Origin of the sequence: Achromobacter pulmonis, from assembly GCF_902859765.1 — a bacterium.
Classification (GTDB): Bacteria; Pseudomonadota; Gammaproteobacteria; order Burkholderiales; family Burkholderiaceae_B; genus Achromobacter; species Achromobacter pulmonis.
Genome location: NZ_CADIJV010000005.1, coordinates 41,201 through 63,682 on the forward strand (window position 1 = coordinate 41,201; position 22,482 = coordinate 63,682).

Sequence of the window (22,482 nt, forward strand, 5' to 3'; positions counted from 1 at the left end):
AGTCCCTTATTACACTTTTCTTCGTGCTCAATCGCCTGCCGCCGCCCGGCCTTTACTCCCATGACGCTCAAGCAACTCGAGGCCTTTTACTGGGCCGCCACCTGCAAGAACTTCGCCATCGCCGCGAATCGCCTGAATATTTCGGTGTCGTCGTTGTCGAAGCGGATCGGCGAACTGGAATCCTCGATCGGCGCCGCGCTGTTCAGCCGCAGCGCCCGTAGCGCGAGCTTGACCGCGCTGGGCGAGCAACTGGTACCCCATGCCAAGGACTTGCTGCGCAATGCGGACCAGTTCATGCAACAGGCCAGCGACAACCTCAGCTACTCCGGCCGATGCCGCTTCGGCGCCGGTGAGTTGACCGCCATGACGTGGATGGCCGGATTGATCGACGTCATCCAGCAGGCTCATCCCAATCTGCTGGTCGAGCCTTTCGTAGGCGTGGGCGAACTGGTCGAGCGCGGGCTGGAGGAGGGCGAGCTCGACTTCGCTGTGATCGCGGGCCCGTCGTCCCGGGCATCGCTCGCCTCGCGCGTGATCGGCAGCGCCCGCTTCGAATGGGTGGTGTCGGCTCGGGCCGTGCCCGATGCGGCCGCGCTCGAACCGGCCGACCTGCCAGGCCTGACGCTCATCACCCTGCCGCAAAGCTCGGGCGCGATCCGCATCCTCGACGACTGGCTGACCGAGCAGCGCGTGTCGCCGGGCCGCAATCAATGCTGCAACAGCTGGTCAGGCATTGCCGCCATGCTGCGGCAAGGGCTGGGGCTGGGCTTCCTGCCCGCCGCCTGGGCCCGGATTTTGATCGAGCGCGGCGACTTGCAGCCACTGTCGCGCTTTCCGCCATTGCCCCCCCTGGCCTATACCTTCCAATGGCGTCGCGACGACACGCGGCCCATGCTGGAAAGCCTGCGCGCACACGCGCAGGCGTGTCTGGACTTCCACGCGCCCGCCGGGATGATCTAGCCCGGGCGCCGGCGTGCGACGTGCGCGACATTTTCCAAAAAGCGTTGTTTTTCACATCAAATTATTCGCTTTAAACCGCCTTGAGCCCGGCGTAGAGTCTTCCCGGACAACGATCCAAGGAGACCAGGCGTCATGTCGGAGTTCGGATTTACCCTGCAGGAATGTCCTGCCGGCCCCAGCCGCGAGACGCTCGCGGCCTATCAGGCGCTGGCCGTGGCCAACATCAGCGATGCCATGAGCCGCGCGACCGGCACCTCGGCCTTGCTCCCGATGCATCGCTCGCGCCGTATCCTTGGCCGTGCCTACACCGTGCGCACGCGGCCGGGCGACAACCTGATGGTCCACAAGGCGATCGATTCCGCCGAGCCGGGGGACGTGATCGTGGTGGATGCCGGCGGCGATATGAACAACGCCATCATCGGCGAGATCATGGTGGGTTGGGCGGCCCGGCGCGGGCTGGCCGGCTTCGTGATCGACGGCGCCATCCGCGATAGCGAAACGATCGGCGCAGGCGATTTTCCCGTCTATGCGCGCGGGGTCGCGCATCGCGGTCCCTACAAGGATGGCCCCGGCGCCATCAATGTGCCGGTCGCGGTCGACGGGATGGTGGTGCTGCCCGGCGACCTGCTGGTGGGCGATGCCGACGGTCTGTTGGCCATCCGTCCCGACGAGGCGCCCGCCATCGCGGCGCGCGTGCGCGCGATCGCCGCGGCGGAAGCCCGAGTGCTGGAGGATATCGCGCGCGGAACGCTGGACCGCGCCTGGGTCGATGGCACGCTCAAGGCGCGAGGCGTGCTGTGAGCGTGGCGTCCCATCCCAAGACTGCCCGGCTCTGCCGCCTGGATCTCTGGCTCAATCCGGTGTTCGACGAGATCATCGGCGGCACGCCCGGTGTCTCGCTGTCGGTGCTGCCGGCAAGGGGCGACGATGCCCGCACGCTGGCCGGCCTGCAGTCGGCCCATGCGTATCACGTTTCCGCGGCCAAGGACGAGTTGCCGCGGCAATGGTTCGTCAATGCCGAACTGATCTCGCAATGCCCGGACCTGGTATGTGTCTCGTCCGGCGGCGCGGGCTATGACACCATCGACGTGGCGGCCTGCACCGCGGCAGGCATCGCCGTGGTCAATCAGGCGGGGGCAAACGCGGAGTCCGTGGCCGAGCACACGTACGCGCTGCTGCTCGCCGTGCAGCGCCGCGTGGTGGAATCGCACCATCGCCTGCGCCACGACGCCGGCTTTGCGCGCGAGGACCTCATGGGCCATGAGATCCATGGCCTGGTCCTCGGCCTGGTCGGCATCGGCAAGATCGGCAGCAGCGTCGCCCGCATTGCGCGCGGCTTCGGCCTGCGCGTGATCGCGCACGATCCGCTGCTGTCCGCCGACACCATCCGCAGCCGTGGCGCGGAACCGGTGTCGCTGGACGAATTGCTGGCGCGGGCCGATGTGGTGTCGCTGCATTGCCCGCTGGACGCCTCCACGCGCGGCCAGTTCGGTGCAAAGGCCTTCGCGGCCATGAAGCGCGACGCGGTATTCATCTCGACCGCGCGCGGCGGCATTCATGACGAAGCGGCGCTGCACGACGCGCTACGCGCCGGGCATCTGCGCGGCGCGGGGCTGGACGTCTGGGAACAGGAGCCGCCCGAACGCGGCGCCCCGCTGCTGGGTTTGCCCAATGTCGTCGCCACCTTCCATACCGCCGGCGTCACCCACGAAGCCCGGCGCAATGTCGCCCGTTCATCGGCCACGCAGCTCGTTGCGATGCTGCGCGGCGAACGTCCACCGCAACTCGTCAATCCGGAGGTCTGGCCGCTGGCGGCCAAACGCATCGCAAACCTGGCATGACAACACGGCATGGGTCCCTGCCCGCATCGAAAAGCGCGAATCAGGCAGCCCCCCGCCAAAATACAAAGGAGACAACTCATGCAAAAACAAGACAAACGCTGGAAGCGGCGCGCCGTGGCGACCCTGCTGGCGACCGCTGCGCTGCTCACCAGCGGCGCGCAGGCGGCCGGCTACCCCGAGCACCCGATCAACCTGATCGTGTCGTACGGGCCAGGCGGAGGCACCGACCTGGTGGCCCGCATGATGGCGCCCTATCTGCAGAAATACCTGGGCAGCGACGCCCGCATCGTCGTACTGAACCGCCCTGGCGCGGGCGGGGCGATAGGTTTCTCGGAATTGGCGCGTGCCCAGCCGGACGGCTATACCATCGGCTTTATCAACACGCCGAACTTGTTGACGATTCCCATCGAACGCAAGACGAGCTTCACGTGGCGCAGCTTCGATCTGCTGGGCAACCTGATCGACGATCCCGGCGCATTTTCGGTGCTGAACGACAATCCGATCAAGACCCTGGCCGATCTTTCCGCCTATGCCAAGAAGAACCCGGGCAAGGTGACGGTGGGCACCACCGGCACGGGCTCGGACGACCATCTTGCCATGCTGCGCTTCGAGCGGGTTTCCGGCGGCAAGCTCAGCCATATTCCCTACAAGGGCGCGGGAGAAGTGCGGGGCGCGCTGGCAAGCGGCGAGATCACGATCGGCGCCATCAACGTGGGCGAAGCGCTGCAGTACCAGAAGGGCGGAACCCCGTTGCGCATGCTGGGCCAGATGGGCAAGACCCGGTCGGCGGCGCTGCCGGACGTGCCGACGTTCAAGGAACAGGGCTTCGATTTCGAGTTGGCCTCGCTGCGAGGATTGGCAGCGCCCAAGGGCTTGCCCGAAGATATCCGCGCCAAGCTTGTCTCCGCGGTGAAGCGCACGGTGGACGATCCGGAATTCCAGGCCAAGGCCAAGGACATGTTTGTCCCGCTGCGCTATCTGCCGCCTCCCGAGTACGCCAAGGAACTGGCGGCCGGCGAAGCAGAATTCCGGGCGCTCTGGAAAGAAGCGCCGTGGCTGGATAAGTAACGGGTCGGATGGCGGGAAGCGGGCCTCGGCCTGAGGTCCGCGTCAGGCGGTGCATGTCCCGGTTTCGCGGCTAATTCACCTTGATTTTGAACTCCCGCACGAGAACCGTATTGCGCTCCAGTTCTGTCTTTATGCGTGCGCCGAACGCAGCACCCGGCAGGCCCACCGGATCGGTTCCCATCTCGGCGAGCTTTGCGCGGACCTCGGGTTTGGCCAGTACGGCCAACGCGGCGTCCTTCAGCTTCTTGATCGCTTCAGTCGGCGTGCCTGCTGGCGCCAGCAGACCGTACCAGGTCGTGGCAATGACATCTTTGCCAGCAGGCCCGAGCACTTCGCCGACCGTGGGGATGTCGGGCGCCAGCGGCGTGCGGGTTAGCTGGGTCACGGCCAGCGCCCGTAGCTTGCCCGCATGAATCTGCGGCAGCAGCGGCGGCAGCCCCGCGATCACCAGTTGCACCTGGCCTCCCAAGGCATCGGACACGGCCGGCCCCGCGCCCTTGTACGGAACGTGGATCAGATCGGCGCCGGTGCGGGCCTTCATGATTTCCAAGGCCAGCTGATGTGTGGATCCCGTTCCAGGCGTGCCCACGGTCAGGGGCGAACCTGATTTTGCCCGTGCAACCACGTCTTTCAGCGTGCCCTGGACCGACGGATGGGCGGCAATGATGTTCGGCGATTCCGCTATCAGCACAAGCGGGACCAAGTCGCGCGACACGTCGTATCGCGTATCCCGATACAGCGCGGGGTTGACCGTCAGTTCCGGGTTGCCCGCAACCAGCACGGTGTACCCATCCGCGCGGGCGCGCACAACGGATTCCGTGCCGATCATGCCCGCAGCGCCGCCTTTGTTTTCGACGACCACGCTTTGCTTGAGCTCGGTGGACATGGCTTGCGCAAGCAGGCGCGCAATGACGTCGATGCCACCTCCTGCCGGGTACGAAACCACCATGCGTATCGGCCTGTCGGGATACGTATCCGCCTGCGCCACGCCTGCCGTCATGGCCGTGGCAGCGGCTAATACGGCAAGTTTCGCACCGAGGCCTTTGCGCGCCAGACGCGCGAACGAATCGAACATGGATGTCTCCTGCGATGCCGGCATTGAGCGCCGATCTGGTAGGTGTAATGAAGAGGATTAATAGAAACGGGGGGCGCTCGTTGGGCGCGGGGGTGTTCCCGAAGTCCCCCCGCTGCAGGATAGCGTCACGGCCGCCATGTTTGGCAATCAACTCGGATTGCCGAGTCTTGGCGCGTTGGTCGGCGGCTTCGGGAATGCAGATAGCGCGCAGCGCCCGATCACACGCAGCGCGTTCGCTGGCATAGCCGGGATCGTCCGCGACATTACGCAGTTCTTCGGGATCGGCCTGCAGGTCGTACAGCTCGGGCGGCAAGTCGATATGGTGTATGTATTTCATCCTGCCAAGGCGCACGGCGAAGGCGCCCGCCACCGAACCGGTCGCGTGATACTCGATCAGCACGCCGCGATCTGGCTGTTGCCCCTCGCATAGTTGCGACAGCGAAACGCCAGGGCGGTCGTCCATCAGGCCGGCCGTGTCCTCCCCCACGGCTTCGAATAGAAAGGGGAATATGTCGACGTGGCTGACCGGCGTCTGGACCGTCTTGCCTGACGGCAGCCCCGCGCCGCTGACAATCAGCGGGCAACCCGCTGACTCTTCGTACAGGGTCGATTTCCCCCATAACCCGCGCGCGCCCAGGTTGTCGCCATGGTCGCTGGTGTACACGATACGCGTATTGTCCTGAAGCCCTGCTTTGTGCAATGCCGACATCACGTTGCCGATCTGTTCGTCCAGGAAGGTGCACAAGCCGTAATACGAAGCCAACGCGCGTTGCACGTGCGCGTCGTCTTCGAAGTAGGCGCCGTAGTCCAGGCAGGACGCATAGTTGCGCACGTACGGATGCAGGTCGTCGCCAGGGCGCTGATGCAGTTTGGGCATGGGCAAGGTGCGATCGGCATAGCGGTAGTAATGCTCCGGGGGCGCGGTCAACGGAAAATGCGGCGCGACAAACGACACGAAGAGCACCCATGGCTTGTTCGTGTATTTGTGTGCCTCTTCTCGCAGCCACACCTGCGCGCTGGCCGCGATGGCGCGGTCGTAAGTTGTGTAGGTGGATTCGCCAGGCCCGGCGGTGGCGGCCAGCTTTTTGGCATGCCCACGCACGGCCAAGGGATCGCGCAGCAAGCCGATCAGGTCTCCCTTGCCCTCGACGACATGCATGGGCAGCAGCTCCTCCGAAAAGCCATTGTCCTCGTCTGAACTGCGAAAGTGCAGCTTGCCGATCGAGGCCACATGATGTCCGCGGTCGCGAAGCAGGTGATGCCAGCTTTTTACCGAGCCGTCATACGGGTCGGCGTTGTCCCAGAATCCAATCTGGTGCACGTACTTGCCCAGGGCAAAAGCCGCGCGTGCCGGCACGCAGATGGGACTGGTGGTGTAGGCGTCGGTGAACAGCGTGCCTCGCTGCGCCAATGCATCCAGATTGGGAGTATGCACAATGGGGTTGCCGTAGCAGCCCAGGACTTTACGGCTATGTTCGTCGGACATGATGACGAGCAGGTTTTGCGGTTTCATGCGGGTCTCCGGTGTTTTTCGATGTTGTCGCGGGAAAGTCTAGGCCCGGCTTGGCAGCGCGATGCGGAACGAGCTTATATGGGATAAGCTAATTCTTATGAATGCGCCCATATACGATTCGCTGGATGACGCACGCCGCGCGCTCGGCCGCTTGACGATGACCGAATTCCGGACGTTGCTGGCCATCAAGACGGCGGGGACCTTGTCGCGCGCCGCAGTGGCCTTGGGCGTGAGCCAGCCTGCGCTCAGCCAACATGTGCGTGACATGGAAAGCAAACTGGGCGTGCCTATGTTTGTGCGTGGCGCGGGCGGTATGACGCCCACCGCCTATGGCGACGCAGTCTGGCAACTGGCGGCAAGCCTGCGGGCGGACATCGGGGTCGCTGCCGAGGCGCTATGGCACGCGTCACGGAACGACAAGCCGCCGCTGCGCATTGGCAGCATGTCGGTCACCTCGGGCGGCATATTGGCCGTGGCGCTGGGGCGCTACGCCTCGGAAGCGGCCAACCCCGCGTGCGTGCTGGTCGAAGGGTCGCGCGAAGTCCTGCTTGAGCATTTGCATCACCGGCGCATCGATATGTTCGTGGGCAGGTTGGCCGACGATGAGCCCCCTTCTGGCATGCTGCGGGAAACCTTGTTCCAGGATAGTTGCGTTGTCATCTCCTCGTTGCGGCACCCGCTGGCACGTAAAAGCCGCCTGAATATGGAAGCGCTTTACGATCATTCCTGGATCGTGCCTGCCGAAGACACCAGCTTCTACAAGCAGATTGCGGAATCCATGCGGCGGGCGGGTGTGGCGCAGCCCGAGGCGCGCATCGCATCCTATTCCATGCTGGCATTGGCGGCCGTCGTTTCAACCTCGGAATTATTGGGCTTCCTGCCGATGTCGTTGTACGCATCGGGTACCTTGTCCAACAGTGTGCGCAGGCTGGAGGTGGATCTGGCCTGGACGCCGTCGCCGCTAGGTATCGTGATGTGGCGCGATGCCAGCCTGAATCCACGCGCGCAGCGTCTGTTGGAAATCCTGCGCGCCGTTGCTGGCAGCGCTCGCGCTTCGGCGCCGCATGCATGACTCCTTGATCCGTTAACCATGACGCCACGCCAGCTTCGTTATTTTCTTGAAATCGCCCGCAGCGGCAGTCTGTCGCTGGCGTCCAGCGCGCTGCGTATCGCGCAGCCCGCGCTCAGCCAGCACGTGGCGGTGCTGGAAAGCGAGTTGGGCGTGGCCCTGTTCGAGCGGCACGCCAAGGGCGTCACGCTGACGGCCGAAGGCAAGCGCCTGCAGCAGCGCGCCGCGTCCATCCTGGACCAGTTGGAATCGCTGAGAGCCGATGTGCTGGGCTCGACGGGAAAACCGCGAGGACCGGTGCGGGTATGCCTGGCGCGTTCGCTGGCGCAGGTGGTGGCCGCGCCCTTGATACGGTATGTGGAACGGGAATATCCCGACATCCGGCTCTTGTTGTCGTCGGCGCTGTCCAGCCAGGTGCGCGCGGCGCTTGAGACGCGGCAACTGGATGTGGCGCTGATGCCCAACGCGTTCGAACTGCCGGGCTTGTATTGCAAGCCGGTGTACGAGGAAGGATTTTCGCTGTTCGGTCTGGAATCGATGTTCGACCGGCGCGGCAAGACCATCGCGTTTTCGGAGATCGGGTCGCGGCCACTGGTGGCGCCGGACCGCGATCACGATCTGCGCCGGCTGGTTGAGCGCACGGCGGTGGATCTGGACTGCCCGTTGAACGTGAAATATGAAATCAACGATCCCGAGTTGAATTTTGCCTTGGTGCGTGAGGGCGTGGCGTTCGCGATCCTGCCCGACAGCGCAGGCCGGGAACTGGGGCTGGGCACCCACACCGTGGGCGCACGGCGCCTGCTGCGGCCGCCGATCAAACGGATGCAGGCCATCGTGCGCGTGGCGGATAACGCGCCCGGCAGCGCGGTGCTGGCCGTGGAGCTGGCGCTACAGGCTGTGTTGCGCAGCTTGGTGGAACACAAGGTGCTGCGCGGTACGCTGGTATATGAAAAAACTTATACAAAACGCAGATAAATAATATTTGTCTTCAGGGCTGCCGCGACCGTACGCTACCCCAAAAATGGCGCACAGAAAGCGCCGATACGGAGACAAGCATGCAAGTCGGACGCAGACAATTTCTAGGCGCCCTGGGCGCCGCCGCGTGCTGTAGCGCGGTGCCGTTCAGGCAGGCGCGAGCCAATCCCCCTTTGCGTATGTTGGTCGGTTTCGCCCCGGGAGGCGCGGCTGACCTGGTGGCGCGTGCGCTGGCCGAAGGCATGCGAGCATCGGGCTACACCACCATCGTCGAAAACAAGGCGGGAGCGGGTGGCCGCATTGCGGTCGATGCGCTGTTGGCGTCGGGCGCAGATGGCAATTCCGTGCTGTTCACGCCCTCCACGAACCTGACGCTATATCCCCATCTGTACAAGGACTTGCGCTACACCACGGCGGATTTCACCCCCCTGGGAACGGCCAGTGAATTCGATTTCGCGTTCGCGGTGGGCGCCAACAGTCCTGCCAGAACACTGGCTGAATTTCTGCAACTGGCGAAAAAGGACATGCGCATGGCCGTGTACGGCACTCCCGGCGCCGGCACCGTCATGCATTTCCTGGGCATCATGCTGGCGAACGCCAGCAAAGTGCCCTTGACGCCCATTCCCTACAAGGGCGGATCGCCGGCGCTGGCCGACACCGTGGGCGGGACATTGCCTGCGTTGATCACAACGCTGCCCAACCTGATTCCCATGCACAAATCCGGCAAGATCCGGATCCTGGCCACGACGGGATCGGCGCCGTCGGCTGCGCTGCCCGACGTGCCCACGTTCGCGTCCGCTGGATATCCGTCGCTGACGATGGCCGAGTACTTCACGCTGCTGGGCAACAAGGGCTTGCCCGCCGAGCGGATGCAGGCATTGACCCGTGCCGTGGCCGACACCGTGCGCTCCCCGGCTTTCGAACGGGTCATGCGGCAGCAATTCTTCCAACCCAAAGTCACCGCGCCCGTGGCCTTGAAGCAGCAGCTGGTACGCGAAGACGCGTTCTGGGATCAGGTCGTCAGGGACAGCGGCTATCGCCCCGAGGCCTGACGCCGCGTGAGCGCGGCTATCCTATTTGCAGGAAGCACAATGAAAGGCAAGAACATCGTCGTCATCATGTCCGATGAGCACAATCCCCAATTCATGGGCTGTTCCGGGCATCCGTTCATCAAGACCCCCCATTTGGATGCACTGGCTGCGCGCGGTGCACGGTTTCCCAACGCATACACCCCCAGTCCGATCTGCGTGCCGGCCCGGGCGGCGTTTGCCACAGGCCATCGGGTGCACCAGACCCGGCATTGGGACAACGCCATGCCGTACGTGGGCGATCCCCAAGGCTGGGGCCATGTGCTGCAACAGCGCGGCATCAACGTGGAGAGCATAGGCAAACTGCACTACCGCAATGAAGAGGACCCGGTCGGCTTCGACGCGGAACATATCCCCATGCATGTGGTGGGCGGGCACGGAATGGTGTGGGCGTCGATCCGCGATCCGTATCTGCCCGTGGCCGGCCGCAAGCGCATGCTAGGCGACCGCATCGGCATGGGGGAATCTGCCTATACCTCCTATGACCGATCGGTCACGGGGCGCGCGCTGGACTGGCTGCGCGCGGCGGCGGACCGGGGGCATCCCTTTGTGCTGTACGTGGGCCTGGTGGCGCCCCATTTTCCGCTGATTGCGCCGCAGGAATTCTTCAGTTTGTACGAGGCGCGCCAGATTCCCGAGGCCAAACTGCATCCGAAAAACGGCTACGAACGACACCCCTGGGTGCAGGCCTATGCGGAATTCGAGCGCAGCGAGGAAACGTTCCAGGATGAAGAGGAGCGGGTCAACGCCTTCCTGGCGTATTACGGACTTTGCAGCTTCCTTGACAGCAACGTGGGCCGTATCGTGGACGCGCTTGCCACGCTGGGCCTGGCCGACTCGACCCACGTGGTCTACACATCGGACCACGGCGACAACGTCGGGGCCCGCGGTTTGTGGGGAAAGTCCACGCTGTATCAGGAAAGCGTGGGCATCCCCATGATATTGGCGGGCCCGGACGTGGCGCCTACTGTCTGCGAGACGCCGGTGGATTTGCTGGATCTTTACCCGACGCTGTTGCAGGCCGTGGGCGTGGATCCGGCGCCGTATCAGGGCGCCCGGCCAGGAAAGTCCTTGTTCGACATCGCGCGGCAGCCGGCCGACGCCAGCCGCGCGATTCTCAGCGAATACCATGCCGCCGGCAGCAACACGGCGGGCTTCATGCTGCGCAAGGGGCCTTGGAAGTATCACCACTATGTGCGCTTCCAGCCGGAGCTTTTCAACCTGGATTCAGATCCCGGCGAACTGCACGATCTGGCGGGCGACCCGGCTTATGCGGCCGTACTGTCCGAGATGAAGACGGCGCTGTACGCAATCTGCAATCCGGAAGACGTGGACAGGCAGGCCAAGGCCGACCAGGCCGCGATGATCGAACGCTTGGGCGGCCCCGAAGCCGCCTCGACGATGGGCGCCAGCGGGGCAACGCCGGCGCCCAGGGTGGAGCAAGCAGCATGAACGTGGATGCCCGGTATCTCAAAGACTGGAGCGGCCTGACGCGGGGTGTGCCTAGCGAGGTGCACCGGCCCATGACCACGGACGACGTGGCGGCGCTTGTTCGCGATGCCGATCTGCGGGGGCGCAAGATCACGATCCAGGGCGGGATGACGGGGCTGGCTGGCGGCGCGGTGCCGGGCGATGGCGATGTGGTCATCAACATGGAGCGCATGAATCGCATTGAATCCATCGACGAGGTGGAAGGGATCATGCAGGTGCAGGCGGGCGCCACGTTGCAACAGGTGCAGGAAGCCGCCGCCGCAGCAGGTTGGTTCTTTCCGGTGGACCTGGGCGCGCGCGGCACGTGCCAGGTCGGCGGCAACGCCGCTACCAACGCGGGCGGCACGCAGGTTGTGCGCTACGGCACGATGCGCGATTCGGTGTTGGGGCTGGAAGCGGTCTTGCCTGATGGGTCGGTCGTGACGTCGTTGACGCGCCTGGTCAAAAACAGTTCGGGTCTGGACTTGCGTTACCTGTTCATCGGCTCCGAAGGGACGCTGGGCGTGATCACCCGGCTGATCCTGCGCTTGCAGCCCGATCCAGGCGCGCCGGCGACGGCGTTGGTGCAGGTGCCGGACACGGCGTCCATGGCCTTGTTGTTGCGCCATTTGAAAAAGACCTTGGGTCCGCAACTGACCGCCTATGAATTCATGTCGGCGCCGTTTCTACAACGCGCCGCAGCGCTGACGGACGTGTCCCTGCCATTGCCTGGCGGCGCGCCATGGAGCGTGCTGATTCAGGCCAGCGGGTTGGCTGGCGTGGACCCGCAACTGGCGCTGGAAGGCGCGTTGGAACAGGCGTGGGAGGCCGGTACGATCAGCGATTGCGCGGTGGCGTCCAGCCTGTCCGATGCGCAGAAATTCTGGCGGCTGCGGGAATGCATTCCCGAACTGTTGACGGCGCTCAAGCCCACAGTGAATTTCGACTGTGGCCTGCCCTGGACCGAAATGTCGGGCTTCGTGAGCGAGGTCGAGGCCGCGCTGAAACTGAAATACCCGGATGCGGCGCACTTGTTCCTGGGCCATTTGGGCGACAACAACGTTCACATCCTGACGGGACCGCATGACCCAAGCGAATGGCTGGACGTGGAGGAGGTGGTGTACAGCGCGCTGCGAGGCCGGCAAGGGACTGTCAGCGCTGAACACGGCATAGGCTTTCTGAAAAAGCCGTTTCTGGGCTATACCCGCAGCAACGGCGAGATCGCGTTGTTGAAGCGCCTGAAGCGTGCGCTAGACCCCAACAATACGTTGAACCCGGGCCGCATTGTCGATTGACGGTCGGTTTCCGACGGAAAGTGTTCCGGGTGCAAGTGGCTCTGCCCCATCCGGAGGTTCGTAGCGCGGGTGACTGGTCACGGCCGCGCCGAACGGGCGCCAGCCCCCCGGCGGTGGGCCTCGAACGCCAACCGCCGGCATGCGCACCTCCCAAGTAAGCCGTGACACGCCACGGCATTGGCAGGATGCGCTTTGCCTCGCCGCAGGTAGGGGGCCCAGCCCTAGTTTTTATCCCCGATGCCAGCGTCATCGACGACTTTCTTCCAGCGGGCCTGTTCCGCCGCGATGTAGGTCTGATAGGCCTCGGGCCCCATATAGTCTTTCTGCAGGCCCAGATTCGCCAGCTTATCCGCGACGCCTTTCTCGTTGAGAATCTGCTCGATATCCTTGGCGAGCTGATGCACGATGGGCGCTGGCGTCTTGGCCGGCGCGGCGAAACCGAACCAGGACCTGACATCGAAGTCCTTGATGTTCAGCGCCTCCTCGACGGTCGGCACGGACGGCAGCGCCGAGCTGCGCACGTTGGTCGCCGCGGCCAGCGCTTTCAGTTTGCCCGCTTTGACGTATTGCCCGGCCAATGCGGAAGTGAGCGCCATCATGTCGACGCGGCCGGCCATCAGGTCTGACAGCGCATCCGATTGGCCCTTGTACGGCACGTGGACCAACTCGGTGTGGGTGCGCTGGGACAGCAATTCGCCGGTGAGGTGATTGGAGGTGCCGACGCCAGGCGACGAGTAGGTCAGGGGCGGGCCGGACTTGGCGCGATTGAGCAGGTCCCGCAGCGACGAGGCCGGATTGCTGGGGTTGACCACGATGACGTTGGGAATCATCCCGACGTTGGCGACCGCGACAAAGTCCTTGGTCGGAGACCACGGGATGGTCTTGCTGATGCTGGGCAGTACCGTGAAGTAGGTGCTGACCGCCAGCAAGGTATAGCCGTCCGCGGGCGCGCTGGCGACGTGTCCGGTGCCAATGGCGCCGCCGGCGCCCGCGCGGTTCTCCACGACCACCGGCTGTCCGTATTTGGCTGACAGGCGCTCGCCGATGATGCGGGCGATGGAATCCACGACCCCGCCCGGCGAGAACGCGACGACCAGCGTGATGGGTTTGGTGGGATACGCGGCGTCCGCCGCCGAGGCGACGCCCGTCGTCGCCAATGCGCTCGCCGCGACTGCGGCCAGTATGATTTTTTTCATGGTCTCCTCCGGTGCCGTGGCGATTGTCCGCCCGGCCGTGCTGTGGCTGATGCGCCGTTCTAGTTGTTCAGTTGTCCGGGCAGCGTTGCGCTGCTTGCGCACACTTCAAAGTATTCGACTTTGGGGTCATAGGATTCCAGGCGCTTTTGCGTGCTTTCCTTGACGATCGCATCTTCCAGGGGCGCGCCCTTGGCGAACAGCTTTACGGCGTCCATGTCGCGCCAGTAGCTCAGATACAGCAGTTCGAATTTGTCGCCGACCGGCTTCTTGGACAGGGATGCGCCCAGGTTCCCGTCCAGCGCGGCCATTTCCCGGAACGTGGTTGCCTGCAGATGCGCAATGTACTCGTCGATGACGGCTTGGGATGTGGCGATCGCGCGCCAGGATCGGATGATCATGTTTTGCTCCAATTGAAGGGTGGGTTGAGAGCGGCCCGTCGCTCGCGTTAGTCTGGTTGAACGACTTTGCCGGGGTTCAGCAGGTTCCTGGGATCGAGCGCCTGCTTGATGCGCTGCATCATGCGCAGGCGGGCGCCCGCCTTGTACTTGCGCAGGTGGCTCGTCTTGCGAGCGCCGATGCCATGCTCGGCGGAAAACGATCCTTCGAGATCGAGCACGATGCGATACAGCTCGTTGCGCAGATCGTCCTCGATGTTTGGCGTGACTGCCGCTTCGTGCAGGCGGGACGTATGAACGCTGAAATGCAGATTCCCGTCGCCCAAGTGGCCGAAGCAGACGATTGGCAGCGCGCCATGGCGTTCTTCGATTTTCCGCGCCGACAGAACCAGGAATCGATTGACCGCCGAAATCGGCACGGAAATATCGACATTGACGACGTGCGGCTTGCTGGCCTGGGCCAGGACGATGTTCTCCCGGATCAGCCAGAAGCTCTTGGCGCGCTGCATGCTGTCGGAGATCGAGGCATCGATCAGTTCGGCGTCGTCCATCGCGGCGCCCAGCGTCTGCTCGATGCGTGCCTGCAGCGTCTCGTGCGGCGCCTGACTGTCTAGCTGCATCAGGGCAAACTGTTCGACATCCTTGTTGTCGAGAAAGGGTATTGGCATGCCGGGAAATGCGTCCGCCGCCAATTCCAGGCTGGCGCGATTCATGATCTCGAAGCTGGTGAGCTCGGTTCCCAGCGAGGCCTGGCAGCGGCGCAGGAGCGCGACCGCGCTGTCCACGTTCCGCAAGCCCATCCAGGCGCACACCGATGACGCCGGCGCGTGTTCGATCTTGAGCGTTGCCGCCGTGATGATGCCCAGGCTACCTTCGCTGCCGATGATCAGGCCCTTGAGATCGAAGCCGGTGTTGTTCTTGCGCAGGCCGCCCAGCTCCGACACGAGTTCTCCGTCGGCGGTCAGGAACTCCAGACCCAGGCAGAGGTCGCGTGCGTTGCCAAAGCGCAGGACCTGCGCGCCGCCGGCATTGGTGGCGAGGTTGCCGCCGATCGTGCACGTGCCTTCCGAACCCAGGCTGAGCGGAAAGAGCAGGCCTTGTGCCATCAGCGATTCACGCAGGCCTTGCAAGGTGCAGCCGGCTTCCACCGTGACGGTCATGTTGGCGCGGTCGACCTTGCGGATCGCGGTCAGCCTGCGCAGGCTCAGGATGACCTGGGAGCTCGATGCGTCAGGGGTCGCGCCGGCCGCCAGCCCCGTGTTGCCGCCTTGAGGCACGATGGCAACATGCCGGTCGGCGCACTGTTGTACGACCGCGCGGGTTTGCTCGACCGATCCGGGTCGCACGACGGCGAGCGCCGATCCGTGGACCTGGCCGCGCCAGTCCGTTTCGTAACTTGCCTTGTCGTCGCCGGCCAGCACGTTGGCCGGGCCGACGATCCGGCGCAACGCGCCCAACAGTTCGTCATGCATTCGATGGCTCCCCCGATATTCTTTCGGCGCCATAGCGCCATTTTGCTGGCGAGTCTGGCCGAGGATCCTTGTCTTGGAAAGGGCTGTTTCGCTGTGCGGTTCACCGTGGCGCCACGGCGTCGGTCGGGCGCCGGGGCGTCTGTTTTGCAGTGCGAAACGGCTCCTCATGGTCAGGGAGCCTTGATCTACTGTCTGGGTATTGGCCGATGCGCGGCCCTTGCCGCCGTTGGGGAGAAGCCGCTTCGGTCGCATAGAAACAAGAACATACGATGCGTGGATGGGACAATGGATCAAAAATTCGCTGATTATTTCGTGAAGCCGCTCGAATCGCCGATTCGAGCGCTGTTTCCCTATCTCAAGGATCCGTCGATCATCGGATTTGCCGGAGGCAACCCGGCCGTCGACGTGTTTGACGTGGCGGGGCTTCGTGAGGCCATGGCCGAGGCGATGTGCGCGTCGGCCGACGGCTGGGCGCAGTACTCGGCCACCGACGGCTTGCCGCGTCTAAGGCAGGCCATCATTGGCTACATGGGCAGGCGGGGCGCGCCAGTCGACGAGGCCTCGCTGTTGCTGACGGCGGGCTCGCAACAGGCGCTGGACCTGTTGGCGCGGGTACTGGTCAATCCGGGCGACAGGATCATCGTCGAGCGGCCGACGTATCCGACGGCCATCCAGACATTCAAGTCCGCCGGCGCGCGGCTGGTTGGCGTGGATAGCGGACCCGACGGCATCTGTCTGGCGCACCTCAGAAGCATCCTGGAGGAGTCCAGCGCGAGCGGCAGACCCAAGGCGCTTTATTGCGTGCCTACGTTCGGCAACCCCACCGGGCGGACGTTTTCCGCGCAGAACCGCCGTGGCCTGCTGGCGCTGGCGAGCGAATTCGATCTGCTGATCATCGAGGATGATCCCTACAGCGCGCTCAGCTTCGAACCCCTGGATTTGCCGAGCCTCCATCGCCTTGCGCAGCAAGACGCGTCGACCTCCGGTCTGGTCGTGTATCTGTCGAGCCTGTCCAAAGTCATGGCTCCCGGGATGCGAATCGGCTGGATGATCGGGGCGGCTGCGCTGGTGCGGCGATGCGCCATCGCCAAGCAATCGGTGGATCTATGCTCCAGCACCTGGACGCAGGCGGCGGCCGCGGTCTACCTCGAGGCGGGACGGCTGGAGGCGCATCTGCCGCGCGCCTGCGAAGTCTATGCGGAACGCGCCCTGGCGTTGCAGTCCTGCTTGTCCTCCCTGCTTGGCGACCGATTCGAATTCGACGCGCCACGGGGAGGCATGTTCATTTGGGGACGCTTTCCGGCGCGGGTGAATACACAGGCGTTGCTGAAAGCGTGCATCGCTCAAGGAGTGGTGTTCGTGCCGGGGGATGCGTTCTATGCCGATGACGCGGACGGCAGCACGGCGCGGCTGTGCTTCTCGATGTGCTCGCCGGATCGCATCGAAGCAGGCGTGCGCCGGCTGGCGCAGGCGCTCGACCGATACCAGGCCGGTCAGGTCGCCGATTGATTCGGCCGATCGCCCGATGCCGGCATTATCCGCTGCGGCGCGATGGCGCGTCAGGCGCCGCCGAGTACTGCAGCGCGATTTTCCTGGCGGCGGCGTTCAGTTGTGGCGCCAGTTCGGCAAGGTCGACCTTCAGGTTGGCCTTGTTCGAGATCGTGCAGTTGATGGCCGCGGGCTCGGCCGAGCTGGGCAGGGGGATATACGTTGCAATGGCGTCGATATCCGCCAGCCATGGGCCGCGCGCGCGGCAATGCCCCGCGGCGCGAAAAAGCTGTTCATCCGCTTCGAGGTACTCGAGGCCCGCGGCGTAACTGGCGGGATCGGAAACCTTGATGCGGTTGAGCAGTGGTTCGCGCTGTTTGGCTGGATGCGCCAGGACAAGCGCCCGGCCGATGGCGCTGTGCAGCAACGGGCTGACGCTGCCCACGTCGGGCAGGTACGGATTGGCCAGGTCGGAACGAACCGAGTCGATATAGATGGCTTGGACCCGTTCCTGGGCCGCGAGGTTGACCGTGCAACCGGTTTCCGTGGCAAGTTGCTGCAAGACCGGTCTGGCGATCTGCCGTAGCGCGAGTCCGCCCAGTACGGGGTGCGCCAAGGTGAGCACGGCGGTGCCCAGGCGGTATGCCCCCGCCTCGTCCTGGCACAGATAGCCGAAGGCGGCGAGCGTGTAGGTCAGGCGCGAGACCGTCGCCTTGGGCAAGCCCGTGCGATCGGAAATCGTGCGATTGGTGAGCACGGGATCCGCGGCAGTGAAGGCGCGCAAGACTTCGAGCCCGCGCGCGAGGTTCATGGAGAACTGGCGGTCTTCGCCCCCCGAACTGGCCTCTTCGATTATCGGCGAAAGTCGCCGCGCGGCTTTTTGCTTGGGATGGGCGTCCATCGCGGGCTTTCGCTCCGGTTAAACAACGGTAGGGGAGGGATTATAGTGACTGTCACGGCCGCGAGACCGGCAAGCGTTGATCGCCCGGGGAGGCCGACGCCGGGTCCGTCCAACCCGCGCCCAGCGCCTTGTACAAGGCAACCGCGCCACGCAGCTGCGCCAGTTGGCTAAGGGCCAGCGCGTCGCGCGCCTGGTTCACGCTGCGCTGCGCCACGAGCACCGGCAGGTAGGCGCTCAGCCCGCGCGCATAGCGTTGCGTTGCCTGCTGCCGGGCCTGTTCGCTGTCGGATGCGGCCTGGCGCAACGCGGATTGCCGCTGGCGTTCGCTGTTCCAGGCCGTCAAGGCGTCTTCCACGTCGCGCAGCGCGGACCTCACATCCCGTTCGTAGACGCGCCGCACGGCGTCGGCGTTGGCCTGCGCCGCCGTAACCCCTGCCTGTGCGCGTCCTGCATCGTAGAGGGACTGACTGCCCTGTATCGCGGCCGACCATGCCAGGCTGGCGCCCGAGAACAGGTCATGGATGACGCTGGCCGTGGAGCCGATGCCCAGCGGGATGCGGAAGGTTGGGAACCGCCCGGCCTGCGCGACACCGATTTGCGCGGTGGCGGCGGCCAGGCGGCGTTCGTCCGCGCGCACATCGGGACGCTGGCGGATGACCTCCGAGGGCAGCGACAGCGGCAGGTCCGCCGGCACCGGCAAGGCCGGCGTGGCAGTGGCCAGGGCGGCGTGCCAGTCGCCGGGAAACCCGCCCGCCAGCACGCCGATGGCATGGCTGAAACGGGCGATATCCGCTTGCAGCAATGGCGGCTGCGCCTCGGCCGCTTCGCGCTCGGCGCGCGCCTGGGTGACGTCGGCCAGCGCGCCCAGACCGGCGCGGTATGCCTGTTCGGCCAGCTTCTCGGCGTTTACGAGGGTGCGGATATTGTCGCGCGCGATGGTCAGGCGCACTTGCGCGGCGCGCAACCCGGCGTAATCGGACACCATTTCGGCCACCAGGCTCACTTGCAGCGCGCGATGGTCCTCGGCCAAAGCCTGGATGCCGGCGTCGGCGGCCTCGACCGCGCGGCGCGTGCCGCCGAAAAGGTCCGGTTCCCAGCTGGCATCGACGCCCAGATGCCAGGTCCGCGCCTGTCCGCCGGGCTGCGAGGCGAGCGCTTTGCTGTCGCGCACGGCCTGGCCGGCGGCGCCGGCGGACACCTCGGGCATGGCCGCCGCGGCGATCTGCACGCGCTCGGCGCGCGCCTGACGCAGGCGCGCCAAGGCGATGTCCAGGTCCTGGTTGTGGGCCAGGGTCTGGCCGACCAGCTTGTCCAGCAGGGGATCCTGGAAGGCGCGCCACCAGGCGCGCAGGCCGTCGTGGCCGTCGGCAGGCATGGCCGTCCCGGCCTCGGTCCAGTTCGCGGGCACGTCCAGCGTGGGCGCGCGATAGTCAGGGCCCACGGTGGCGCAACCGGACAGGCCCGCCAGCAGCGAAGCCAGCCACAGTGCGGGCCGAAGGCACCGCCACGCGCGGAGAAATGATGCATGCATGGCCTGCCCCTCACATCCAGCGATGCAGCAGGGAGATCAGCCGGCCCTGGGGCATCCCGGCGCTTCCCGGTGGCGCCACTTCGATGCTGCCGGTCATGCCGGCCGCCAGCACGATCTCATGCGGGAGGTGTTCGAACTCGACGCGCACGGGAATGCGCTGCGCCAGCCGGACCCAGCTGAAAGTGGGTTCCACGCTCGGCAGCCCGCGCGCATCGGCCTGTTGGTTGGCGTCGGTGATGCCGCGCCCGATGCTCGCCACGCGTCCCGGCAACACCTGGTCGAACCCCATCAGGCGAATCCGCGCGGCGGCGCCGGGTTGGATGCCGCGCAGTTTGGTTTCCTCGAAATAGCCGGTGATCCAGAAGCTGTGGGCGTCGATCAAGGCGATATTGGGCTGGCCGGCCACGGCGTAGTCGCCTTTGTTCAAGCGCAGGTGCGTGACGTAGCCATCCGCTGGCGCACGCAGCACGGTTCGCGCCAGGTCCAGCTTTGCCCTGTCCACGGCGACCTGCGCACTGCGCAGCTCGGCCTGGGCGATGGCGGCCGCCTGTTTCGCGCGCTGGATTTCCTCGGCGGGTACCAGGTGTTCCATGCCCTGACGGCGGCGCGCATCGTCGGTTTTCTGGCGCCAGGAAAGTTCGGCCGCCGCCAACTGCGCTTCGGCCTGGGCCAGTGCCAGCGTGAAGCTGGCGCTGTCGACCCGATAGAGCACATCGCCCTGTTTGACGTATTGATCGTCCGATACCGAGACGTCGGCGACGGCGCCGGACACCTGCGGGGCGATGCGCACGATCTGCGCGCTGACGCGGCCATCGCGTGTCCAGGGCGCGACGACGTAGGCGCGCCACAGCGCGCTGACCAGGAAGCCGGCGGCGATGACCGCGGCCAGGGTGAGTCCCGCCCGCAGAAGTTGGCTGGCGGGGAATGAGCGTTCAAACATAGAGAACCAACAAGGAAACGAGGCAAAGGGAAAGGGCGAATTCGAACAGGCCCGGATGCCAGACCCAGCGCAGCACGCCCGTGCGCGCGAGCACGAAGCGGATGCCCAGGTAGATCGGCAGGGCGACGCAGGCGTAGACGAAGAAGGGCGGCAGGTAGATGCCGGCCACCGGGAATTCACTGAGCATGGGCATGGCTTCCAGAGGGAGATGAAACGGCGTCCGCGTGGCGCTCCAGCAGCGCGGCGATATCCAGCAGCACGACCGTCAGCCGCCGCACTTCGTTTGTCGTCGCGTGCGACTGCGCCGGCGAGCGCGCCAGGGATTTGGCCGCGCGGCGGGCATGGCGCGCGGCCCGCGCGGGATCGCCCGCCCGCAGGCGCATGCGGCGCAGCGCGGTGTCCACCACACGCGGACACTCGGCGTTCTTGGGCGCCTGGCGCAGCCAGCGCCGCAGGCCCAGGACTTCCTGGCCCAGATGCTGGCTGGCCAGGGCCTGGGCGATGGCGCGATCCATCGCCTGCGGCTGCGTCCTGAGCAAGGCCCCCAGCTGCGTGATGCGGTGCTGCTGGCGCCACTGCCAGGCCCGCGCATCGGCGGGCGCGCCACGTAAGGTGGCCAGCGCCTCGTCCCGGATGCGCTGGCGCAGGCGCGTGACGTCGCGCGCCAGGTTGCGCGGCAGCACGATCCTGAAACCCAGCAGCGTGAAACACGTCGCCAGGACCCAGGCCGCGGCGCTATTGAGAAATAGCGCGAAGTCGTAGCGCATCGGATTGTCCGCCGCCGCCAGTGTGGTGAAGGCCACCAGATAGGCGACGCCCGCCAAGGCATGGCGCGGCATCGTGGTGGCGTACACGCCGGGCAGCCAGAACAGGATCAGGACCGCCAGCAACAGCGGCAGTCCCGCAACGTGCGGCAGCACGATGAACGTGCACAGAAAGGCCATGGCCACGGCGGCCACCGTGCCCTTGATGAAGGCGACGGCGCCCAGGCGCGGGTCAGGGGCGGTGGACAGCAGCGCGCATGCCGCCGCCAATCCGGCCAGCATCATGTTGCCGTTTGTCCAGCCGGTGGCGATCCAGAAGGCGCCGCCCATCAACACGGTCAGCAGGGCGCGCGCGCCGTTCTGGATGGCCGCCGCCGGGTCGCGGTGGAACGGCACGGACACGCGCGCCGGGGCGGGCCTGGGCTGGTGCAGGCGCCCGATGCCGGCCAGGGCCTGCAGGTAATCGTCGAGCTGCCTGGTCAAGCGGTCGCCCGCGAGCATCAGCGCGGCATGTTCGCGGGCATCGTCGAGCGAGGCCGCGTCGAGCACGGCCGCCAGCTGGGCACGCAGGCCGGTCAGAAGCCGGACGGCGCACGCCCGCCCGCCGGGGCCGGGTTCGCGCGCCAGGGCCTGGCCGGCTTCCCGCCAGGCCTGCTCCCATTGCGGCCGCAGTGTTCTCAGTGTATCGAGGCTGGCACGGTGTTCGCGCTGGGGCGGCGCGCCGCCCACCAGGGCGGAAAACAGCGACACCATCGTTTGCCGCACCGTGCCGGCGCGATGGGCCAGATCGGCGGACTCGGCTTTGCCCAGCGCCAGCAGATCATCCAGGCCATAGACCTCGACAATGAGACTGCGCCGGTCTGCATCCAGCGGCTCGCCGCCGGGGTCGGCGCTGCCGTGAATGGCCTGATGATGGGTGGCCAGCACGCCCGCCGTGGCGGCAGCCAGCCGGTCTAGCTGCGAGGCCAGGCGGCTGCGCACGCTGCGGGGGCTGAACAAGGCCGACACCACCGCCAGGCAGATCACGCCAACCAGCACGGACGCGCCGCGCCCCATCACCTGGTCGAAGGTGAGCTGCGGATGCTGCATGGCGCCAAAGGCCGCCAGGCCGACGGTGTAGCCTGCCAGCGCCGCGCCATAGGCGCGGAAATGGCGCAGCAGGGTCATGCCCACCACGCAAAGCCCCAGCCACAGGCCGAAGCCGAGCAGGAACAGCCACGGCATCTGCCCGAAGGCGCTCATCAGGACGAACGCAGCCAGCATGCCGGCCAGGGTGCCCAGAACCCGCCAGACCCCTTTGCCGATCACGGCGCCCTGGACGGGGTTGATGACGAGCAGCACGCTGGAGGCCGCCGCATAGGGCGCGTGCAATTCCAGCAGATAGGCCACTGACAAGGCCAGGCAAGCGGCCAGGATAGAACGCATCACATAGGTCGCGCGC

At 65.7% G+C, this 22,482-nt stretch carries 19 protein-coding genes and 1 pseudogene; 10 read left to right on the top strand and 10 right to left on the bottom strand.

Annotated features, from left to right (window positions below):
* Positions 1-60: 60 nt before the first annotated feature.
* From HV701_RS06395 to HV701_RS06410, 4 genes are all read left to right on the top strand, one after another.
* A complete protein-coding gene (locus HV701_RS06395; RefSeq protein WP_175132239.1) occupies positions 61-960 on the top strand; it encodes a LysR family transcriptional regulator in 900 nt (299 codons plus the stop codon).
* A 132-nt stretch (positions 961-1,092) separates the two neighbouring features.
* Positions 1,093-1,761, top strand: a complete 669-nt coding sequence (locus tag HV701_RS06400) for an RraA family protein (RefSeq protein ID WP_175132240.1) — start codon at positions 1,093-1,095, stop codon at positions 1,759-1,761.
* Positions 1,762-1,763: 2 nt separating this feature from the next.
* Positions 1,764-2,801: a hydroxyacid dehydrogenase gene (locus HV701_RS06405; protein WP_244957803.1), complete on the top strand. Its 1,038-nt coding sequence runs from the start codon at positions 1,764-1,766 to the stop codon at positions 2,799-2,801.
* A gap of 78 nt (positions 2,802-2,879) precedes the next feature.
* Positions 2,880-3,869 carry a tripartite tricarboxylate transporter substrate binding protein gene (locus HV701_RS06410; RefSeq protein WP_175132242.1) on the top strand — a complete coding sequence of 330 codons (990 nt, stop codon included), beginning with the start codon at positions 2,880-2,882 and terminating at the stop codon, positions 3,867-3,869.
* 70 nt (positions 3,870-3,939) lie between these two features.
* On the opposite strand, the gene HV701_RS06415 is transcribed toward HV701_RS06410, so the two are convergent.
* Together HV701_RS06415 and HV701_RS06420 are read right to left on the bottom strand one after the other, a co-directional pair.
* Entirely contained in the window at positions 3,940-4,944 is a 1,005-nt protein-coding gene (locus HV701_RS06415) for a Bug family tripartite tricarboxylate transporter substrate binding protein (RefSeq protein WP_254595127.1), read from the bottom strand.
* Positions 4,945-5,026: 82 nt separating this feature from the next.
* Positions 5,027-6,457 (bottom strand): annotated as a pseudogene (locus tag HV701_RS06420) (sulfatase family protein); the annotation flags it as partial.
* Between the two features lie 97 nt (positions 6,458-6,554).
* On the opposite strand from HV701_RS06420, the gene HV701_RS06425 reads away from it, so the two are divergent.
* The 5 genes from HV701_RS06425 to HV701_RS06445 all read left to right on the top strand — a co-directional run bounded on the left by HV701_RS06425 (position 6,555) and on the right by HV701_RS06445 (position 12,354).
* Positions 6,555-7,529: a LysR substrate-binding domain-containing protein gene (locus HV701_RS06425; RefSeq protein ID WP_175132243.1), complete on the top strand. Its 975-nt coding sequence runs from the start codon at positions 6,555-6,557 to the stop codon at positions 7,527-7,529.
* An 18-nt stretch (positions 7,530-7,547) separates the two neighbouring features.
* Positions 7,548-8,501, top strand: coding sequence for a LysR family transcriptional regulator (locus HV701_RS06430; RefSeq protein WP_175132244.1), 954 nt, complete (start codon positions 7,548-7,550; stop codon positions 8,499-8,501).
* Positions 8,502-8,680: 179 nt separating this feature from the next.
* Positions 8,681-9,553: a tripartite tricarboxylate transporter substrate-binding protein gene (locus HV701_RS06435; RefSeq protein ID WP_254595134.1), complete on the top strand. Its 873-nt coding sequence runs from the start codon at positions 8,681-8,683 to the stop codon at positions 9,551-9,553.
* A gap of 39 nt (positions 9,554-9,592) precedes the next feature.
* Entirely contained in the window at positions 9,593-11,041 is a 1,449-nt protein-coding gene (locus tag HV701_RS06440) for a sulfatase-like hydrolase/transferase (protein WP_175132246.1), read from the top strand.
* The gene (locus tag HV701_RS06445) at positions 11,038-12,354 is read left to right on the top strand and encodes an FAD-binding oxidoreductase (protein WP_175132247.1); all 1,317 of its coding nucleotides are present in this window, start codon (positions 11,038-11,040) and stop codon (positions 12,352-12,354) included. The genes HV701_RS06440 and HV701_RS06445 overlap by 4 nt, the downstream gene beginning before the upstream one ends.
* A gap of 221 nt (positions 12,355-12,575) precedes the next feature.
* Here HV701_RS06445 and HV701_RS06450 read toward each other — a convergent pair whose 3' ends face one another.
* The 3 genes from HV701_RS06450 to HV701_RS06460 are packed head-to-tail and all read right to left on the bottom strand — an operon-like array spanning position 12,576 to position 15,417.
* Positions 12,576-13,652, bottom strand: a complete 1,077-nt coding sequence (locus HV701_RS06450; protein ID WP_236755727.1) for a Bug family tripartite tricarboxylate transporter substrate binding protein — start codon at positions 13,650-13,652, stop codon at positions 12,576-12,578.
* On the bottom strand, positions 13,610-13,948 hold the full coding sequence (locus tag HV701_RS06455; RefSeq protein WP_175132248.1) for a hypothetical protein: 339 nt from the start codon (positions 13,946-13,948) through the stop codon (positions 13,610-13,612). The genes HV701_RS06450 and HV701_RS06455 overlap by 43 nt, the downstream gene beginning before the upstream one ends.
* Before the next feature lie 47 nt (positions 13,949-13,995).
* Positions 13,996-15,417, bottom strand: a complete 1,422-nt coding sequence (locus HV701_RS06460; protein ID WP_175132249.1) for an FAD-binding oxidoreductase — start codon at positions 15,415-15,417, stop codon at positions 13,996-13,998.
* 285 nt (positions 15,418-15,702) lie between these two features.
* Here HV701_RS06460 and HV701_RS06465 point away from each other — a divergent pair, with 285 nt between their 5' ends.
* On the top strand, positions 15,703-16,926 hold the full coding sequence (locus HV701_RS06465; protein WP_175132250.1) for an aminotransferase-like domain-containing protein: 1,224 nt from the start codon (positions 15,703-15,705) through the stop codon (positions 16,924-16,926).
* 25 nt (positions 16,927-16,951) lie between these two features.
* On the opposite strand, the gene HV701_RS06470 is transcribed toward HV701_RS06465, so the two are convergent.
* The 5 genes from HV701_RS06470 to HV701_RS06490 are packed head-to-tail and all read right to left on the bottom strand — an operon-like array spanning position 16,952 to position 22,466.
* On the bottom strand, positions 16,952-17,806 hold the full coding sequence (locus HV701_RS06470; RefSeq protein WP_175132251.1) for an IclR family transcriptional regulator: 855 nt from the start codon (positions 17,804-17,806) through the stop codon (positions 16,952-16,954).
* Positions 17,807-17,858: 52 nt separating this feature from the next.
* Positions 17,859-19,337, bottom strand: coding sequence for an efflux transporter outer membrane subunit (locus HV701_RS06475; protein WP_175132252.1), 1,479 nt, complete (start codon positions 19,335-19,337; stop codon positions 17,859-17,861).
* Between the two features lie 10 nt (positions 19,338-19,347).
* Positions 19,348-20,277 carry an efflux RND transporter periplasmic adaptor subunit gene (locus HV701_RS06480; protein ID WP_175132253.1) on the bottom strand — a complete coding sequence of 310 codons (930 nt, stop codon included), beginning with the start codon at positions 20,275-20,277 and terminating at the stop codon, positions 19,348-19,350.
* On the bottom strand, positions 20,270-20,464 hold the full coding sequence (locus HV701_RS06485; RefSeq protein ID WP_175132254.1) for a DUF1656 domain-containing protein: 195 nt from the start codon (positions 20,462-20,464) through the stop codon (positions 20,270-20,272). Before HV701_RS06485 ends, HV701_RS06480 begins: the two co-directional genes overlap by 8 nt.
* Positions 20,454-22,466, bottom strand: coding sequence for an FUSC family protein (locus HV701_RS06490; protein WP_175132405.1), 2,013 nt, complete (start codon positions 22,464-22,466; stop codon positions 20,454-20,456). Before HV701_RS06490 ends, HV701_RS06485 begins: the two co-directional genes overlap by 11 nt.
* Positions 22,467-22,482 lie beyond the last annotated feature (16 nt).

Bases quoted from the DNA above. Each gene is read 5' to 3' on its own strand.
- HV701_RS06490 (WP_175132405.1), bottom strand. From the start codon at position 22,466: ATGCGTTCTATCCTGGCCGCTTGCCTGGCCTTGTCAGTGGCCTATCTG.
- HV701_RS06480 (WP_175132253.1), bottom strand. From the start codon at position 20,277: ATGTTTGAACGCTCATTCCCCGCCAGCCAACTTCTGCGGGCGGGACTC.
- HV701_RS06435 (WP_254595134.1), top strand. From the start codon at position 8,681: ATGTTGGTCGGTTTCGCCCCGGGAGGCGCGGCTGACCTGGTGGCGCGT.
- HV701_RS06395 (WP_175132239.1), top strand. From the start codon at position 61: ATGACGCTCAAGCAACTCGAGGCCTTTTACTGGGCCGCCACCTGCAAG.
- HV701_RS06440 (WP_175132246.1), top strand. From the start codon at position 9,593: ATGAAAGGCAAGAACATCGTCGTCATCATGTCCGATGAGCACAATCCC.
- HV701_RS06415 (WP_254595127.1), bottom strand. From the start codon at position 4,944: ATGTTCGATTCGTTCGCGCGTCTGGCGCGCAAAGGCCTCGGTGCGAAA.
- HV701_RS06465 (WP_175132250.1), top strand. From the start codon at position 15,703: ATGGATCAAAAATTCGCTGATTATTTCGTGAAGCCGCTCGAATCGCCG.
- HV701_RS06430 (WP_175132244.1), top strand. From the start codon at position 7,548: ATGACGCCACGCCAGCTTCGTTATTTTCTTGAAATCGCCCGCAGCGGC.
- HV701_RS06400 (WP_175132240.1), top strand. From the start codon at position 1,093: ATGTCGGAGTTCGGATTTACCCTGCAGGAATGTCCTGCCGGCCCCAGC.
- HV701_RS06410 (WP_175132242.1), top strand. From the start codon at position 2,880: ATGCAAAAACAAGACAAACGCTGGAAGCGGCGCGCCGTGGCGACCCTG.
- HV701_RS06485 (WP_175132254.1), bottom strand. From the start codon at position 20,464: ATGCTCAGTGAATTCCCGGTGGCCGGCATCTACCTGCCGCCCTTCTTC.
- HV701_RS06425 (WP_175132243.1), top strand. From the start codon at position 6,555: ATGAATGCGCCCATATACGATTCGCTGGATGACGCACGCCGCGCGCTC.
- HV701_RS06460 (WP_175132249.1), bottom strand. From the start codon at position 15,417: ATGCATGACGAACTGTTGGGCGCGTTGCGCCGGATCGTCGGCCCGGCC.
- HV701_RS06445 (WP_175132247.1), top strand. From the start codon at position 11,038: ATGAACGTGGATGCCCGGTATCTCAAAGACTGGAGCGGCCTGACGCGG.
- HV701_RS06470 (WP_175132251.1), bottom strand. From the start codon at position 17,806: ATGGACGCCCATCCCAAGCAAAAAGCCGCGCGGCGACTTTCGCCGATA.
- HV701_RS06455 (WP_175132248.1), bottom strand. From the start codon at position 13,948: ATGATCATCCGATCCTGGCGCGCGATCGCCACATCCCAAGCCGTCATC.
- HV701_RS06475 (WP_175132252.1), bottom strand. From the start codon at position 19,337: ATGCATGCATCATTTCTCCGCGCGTGGCGGTGCCTTCGGCCCGCACTG.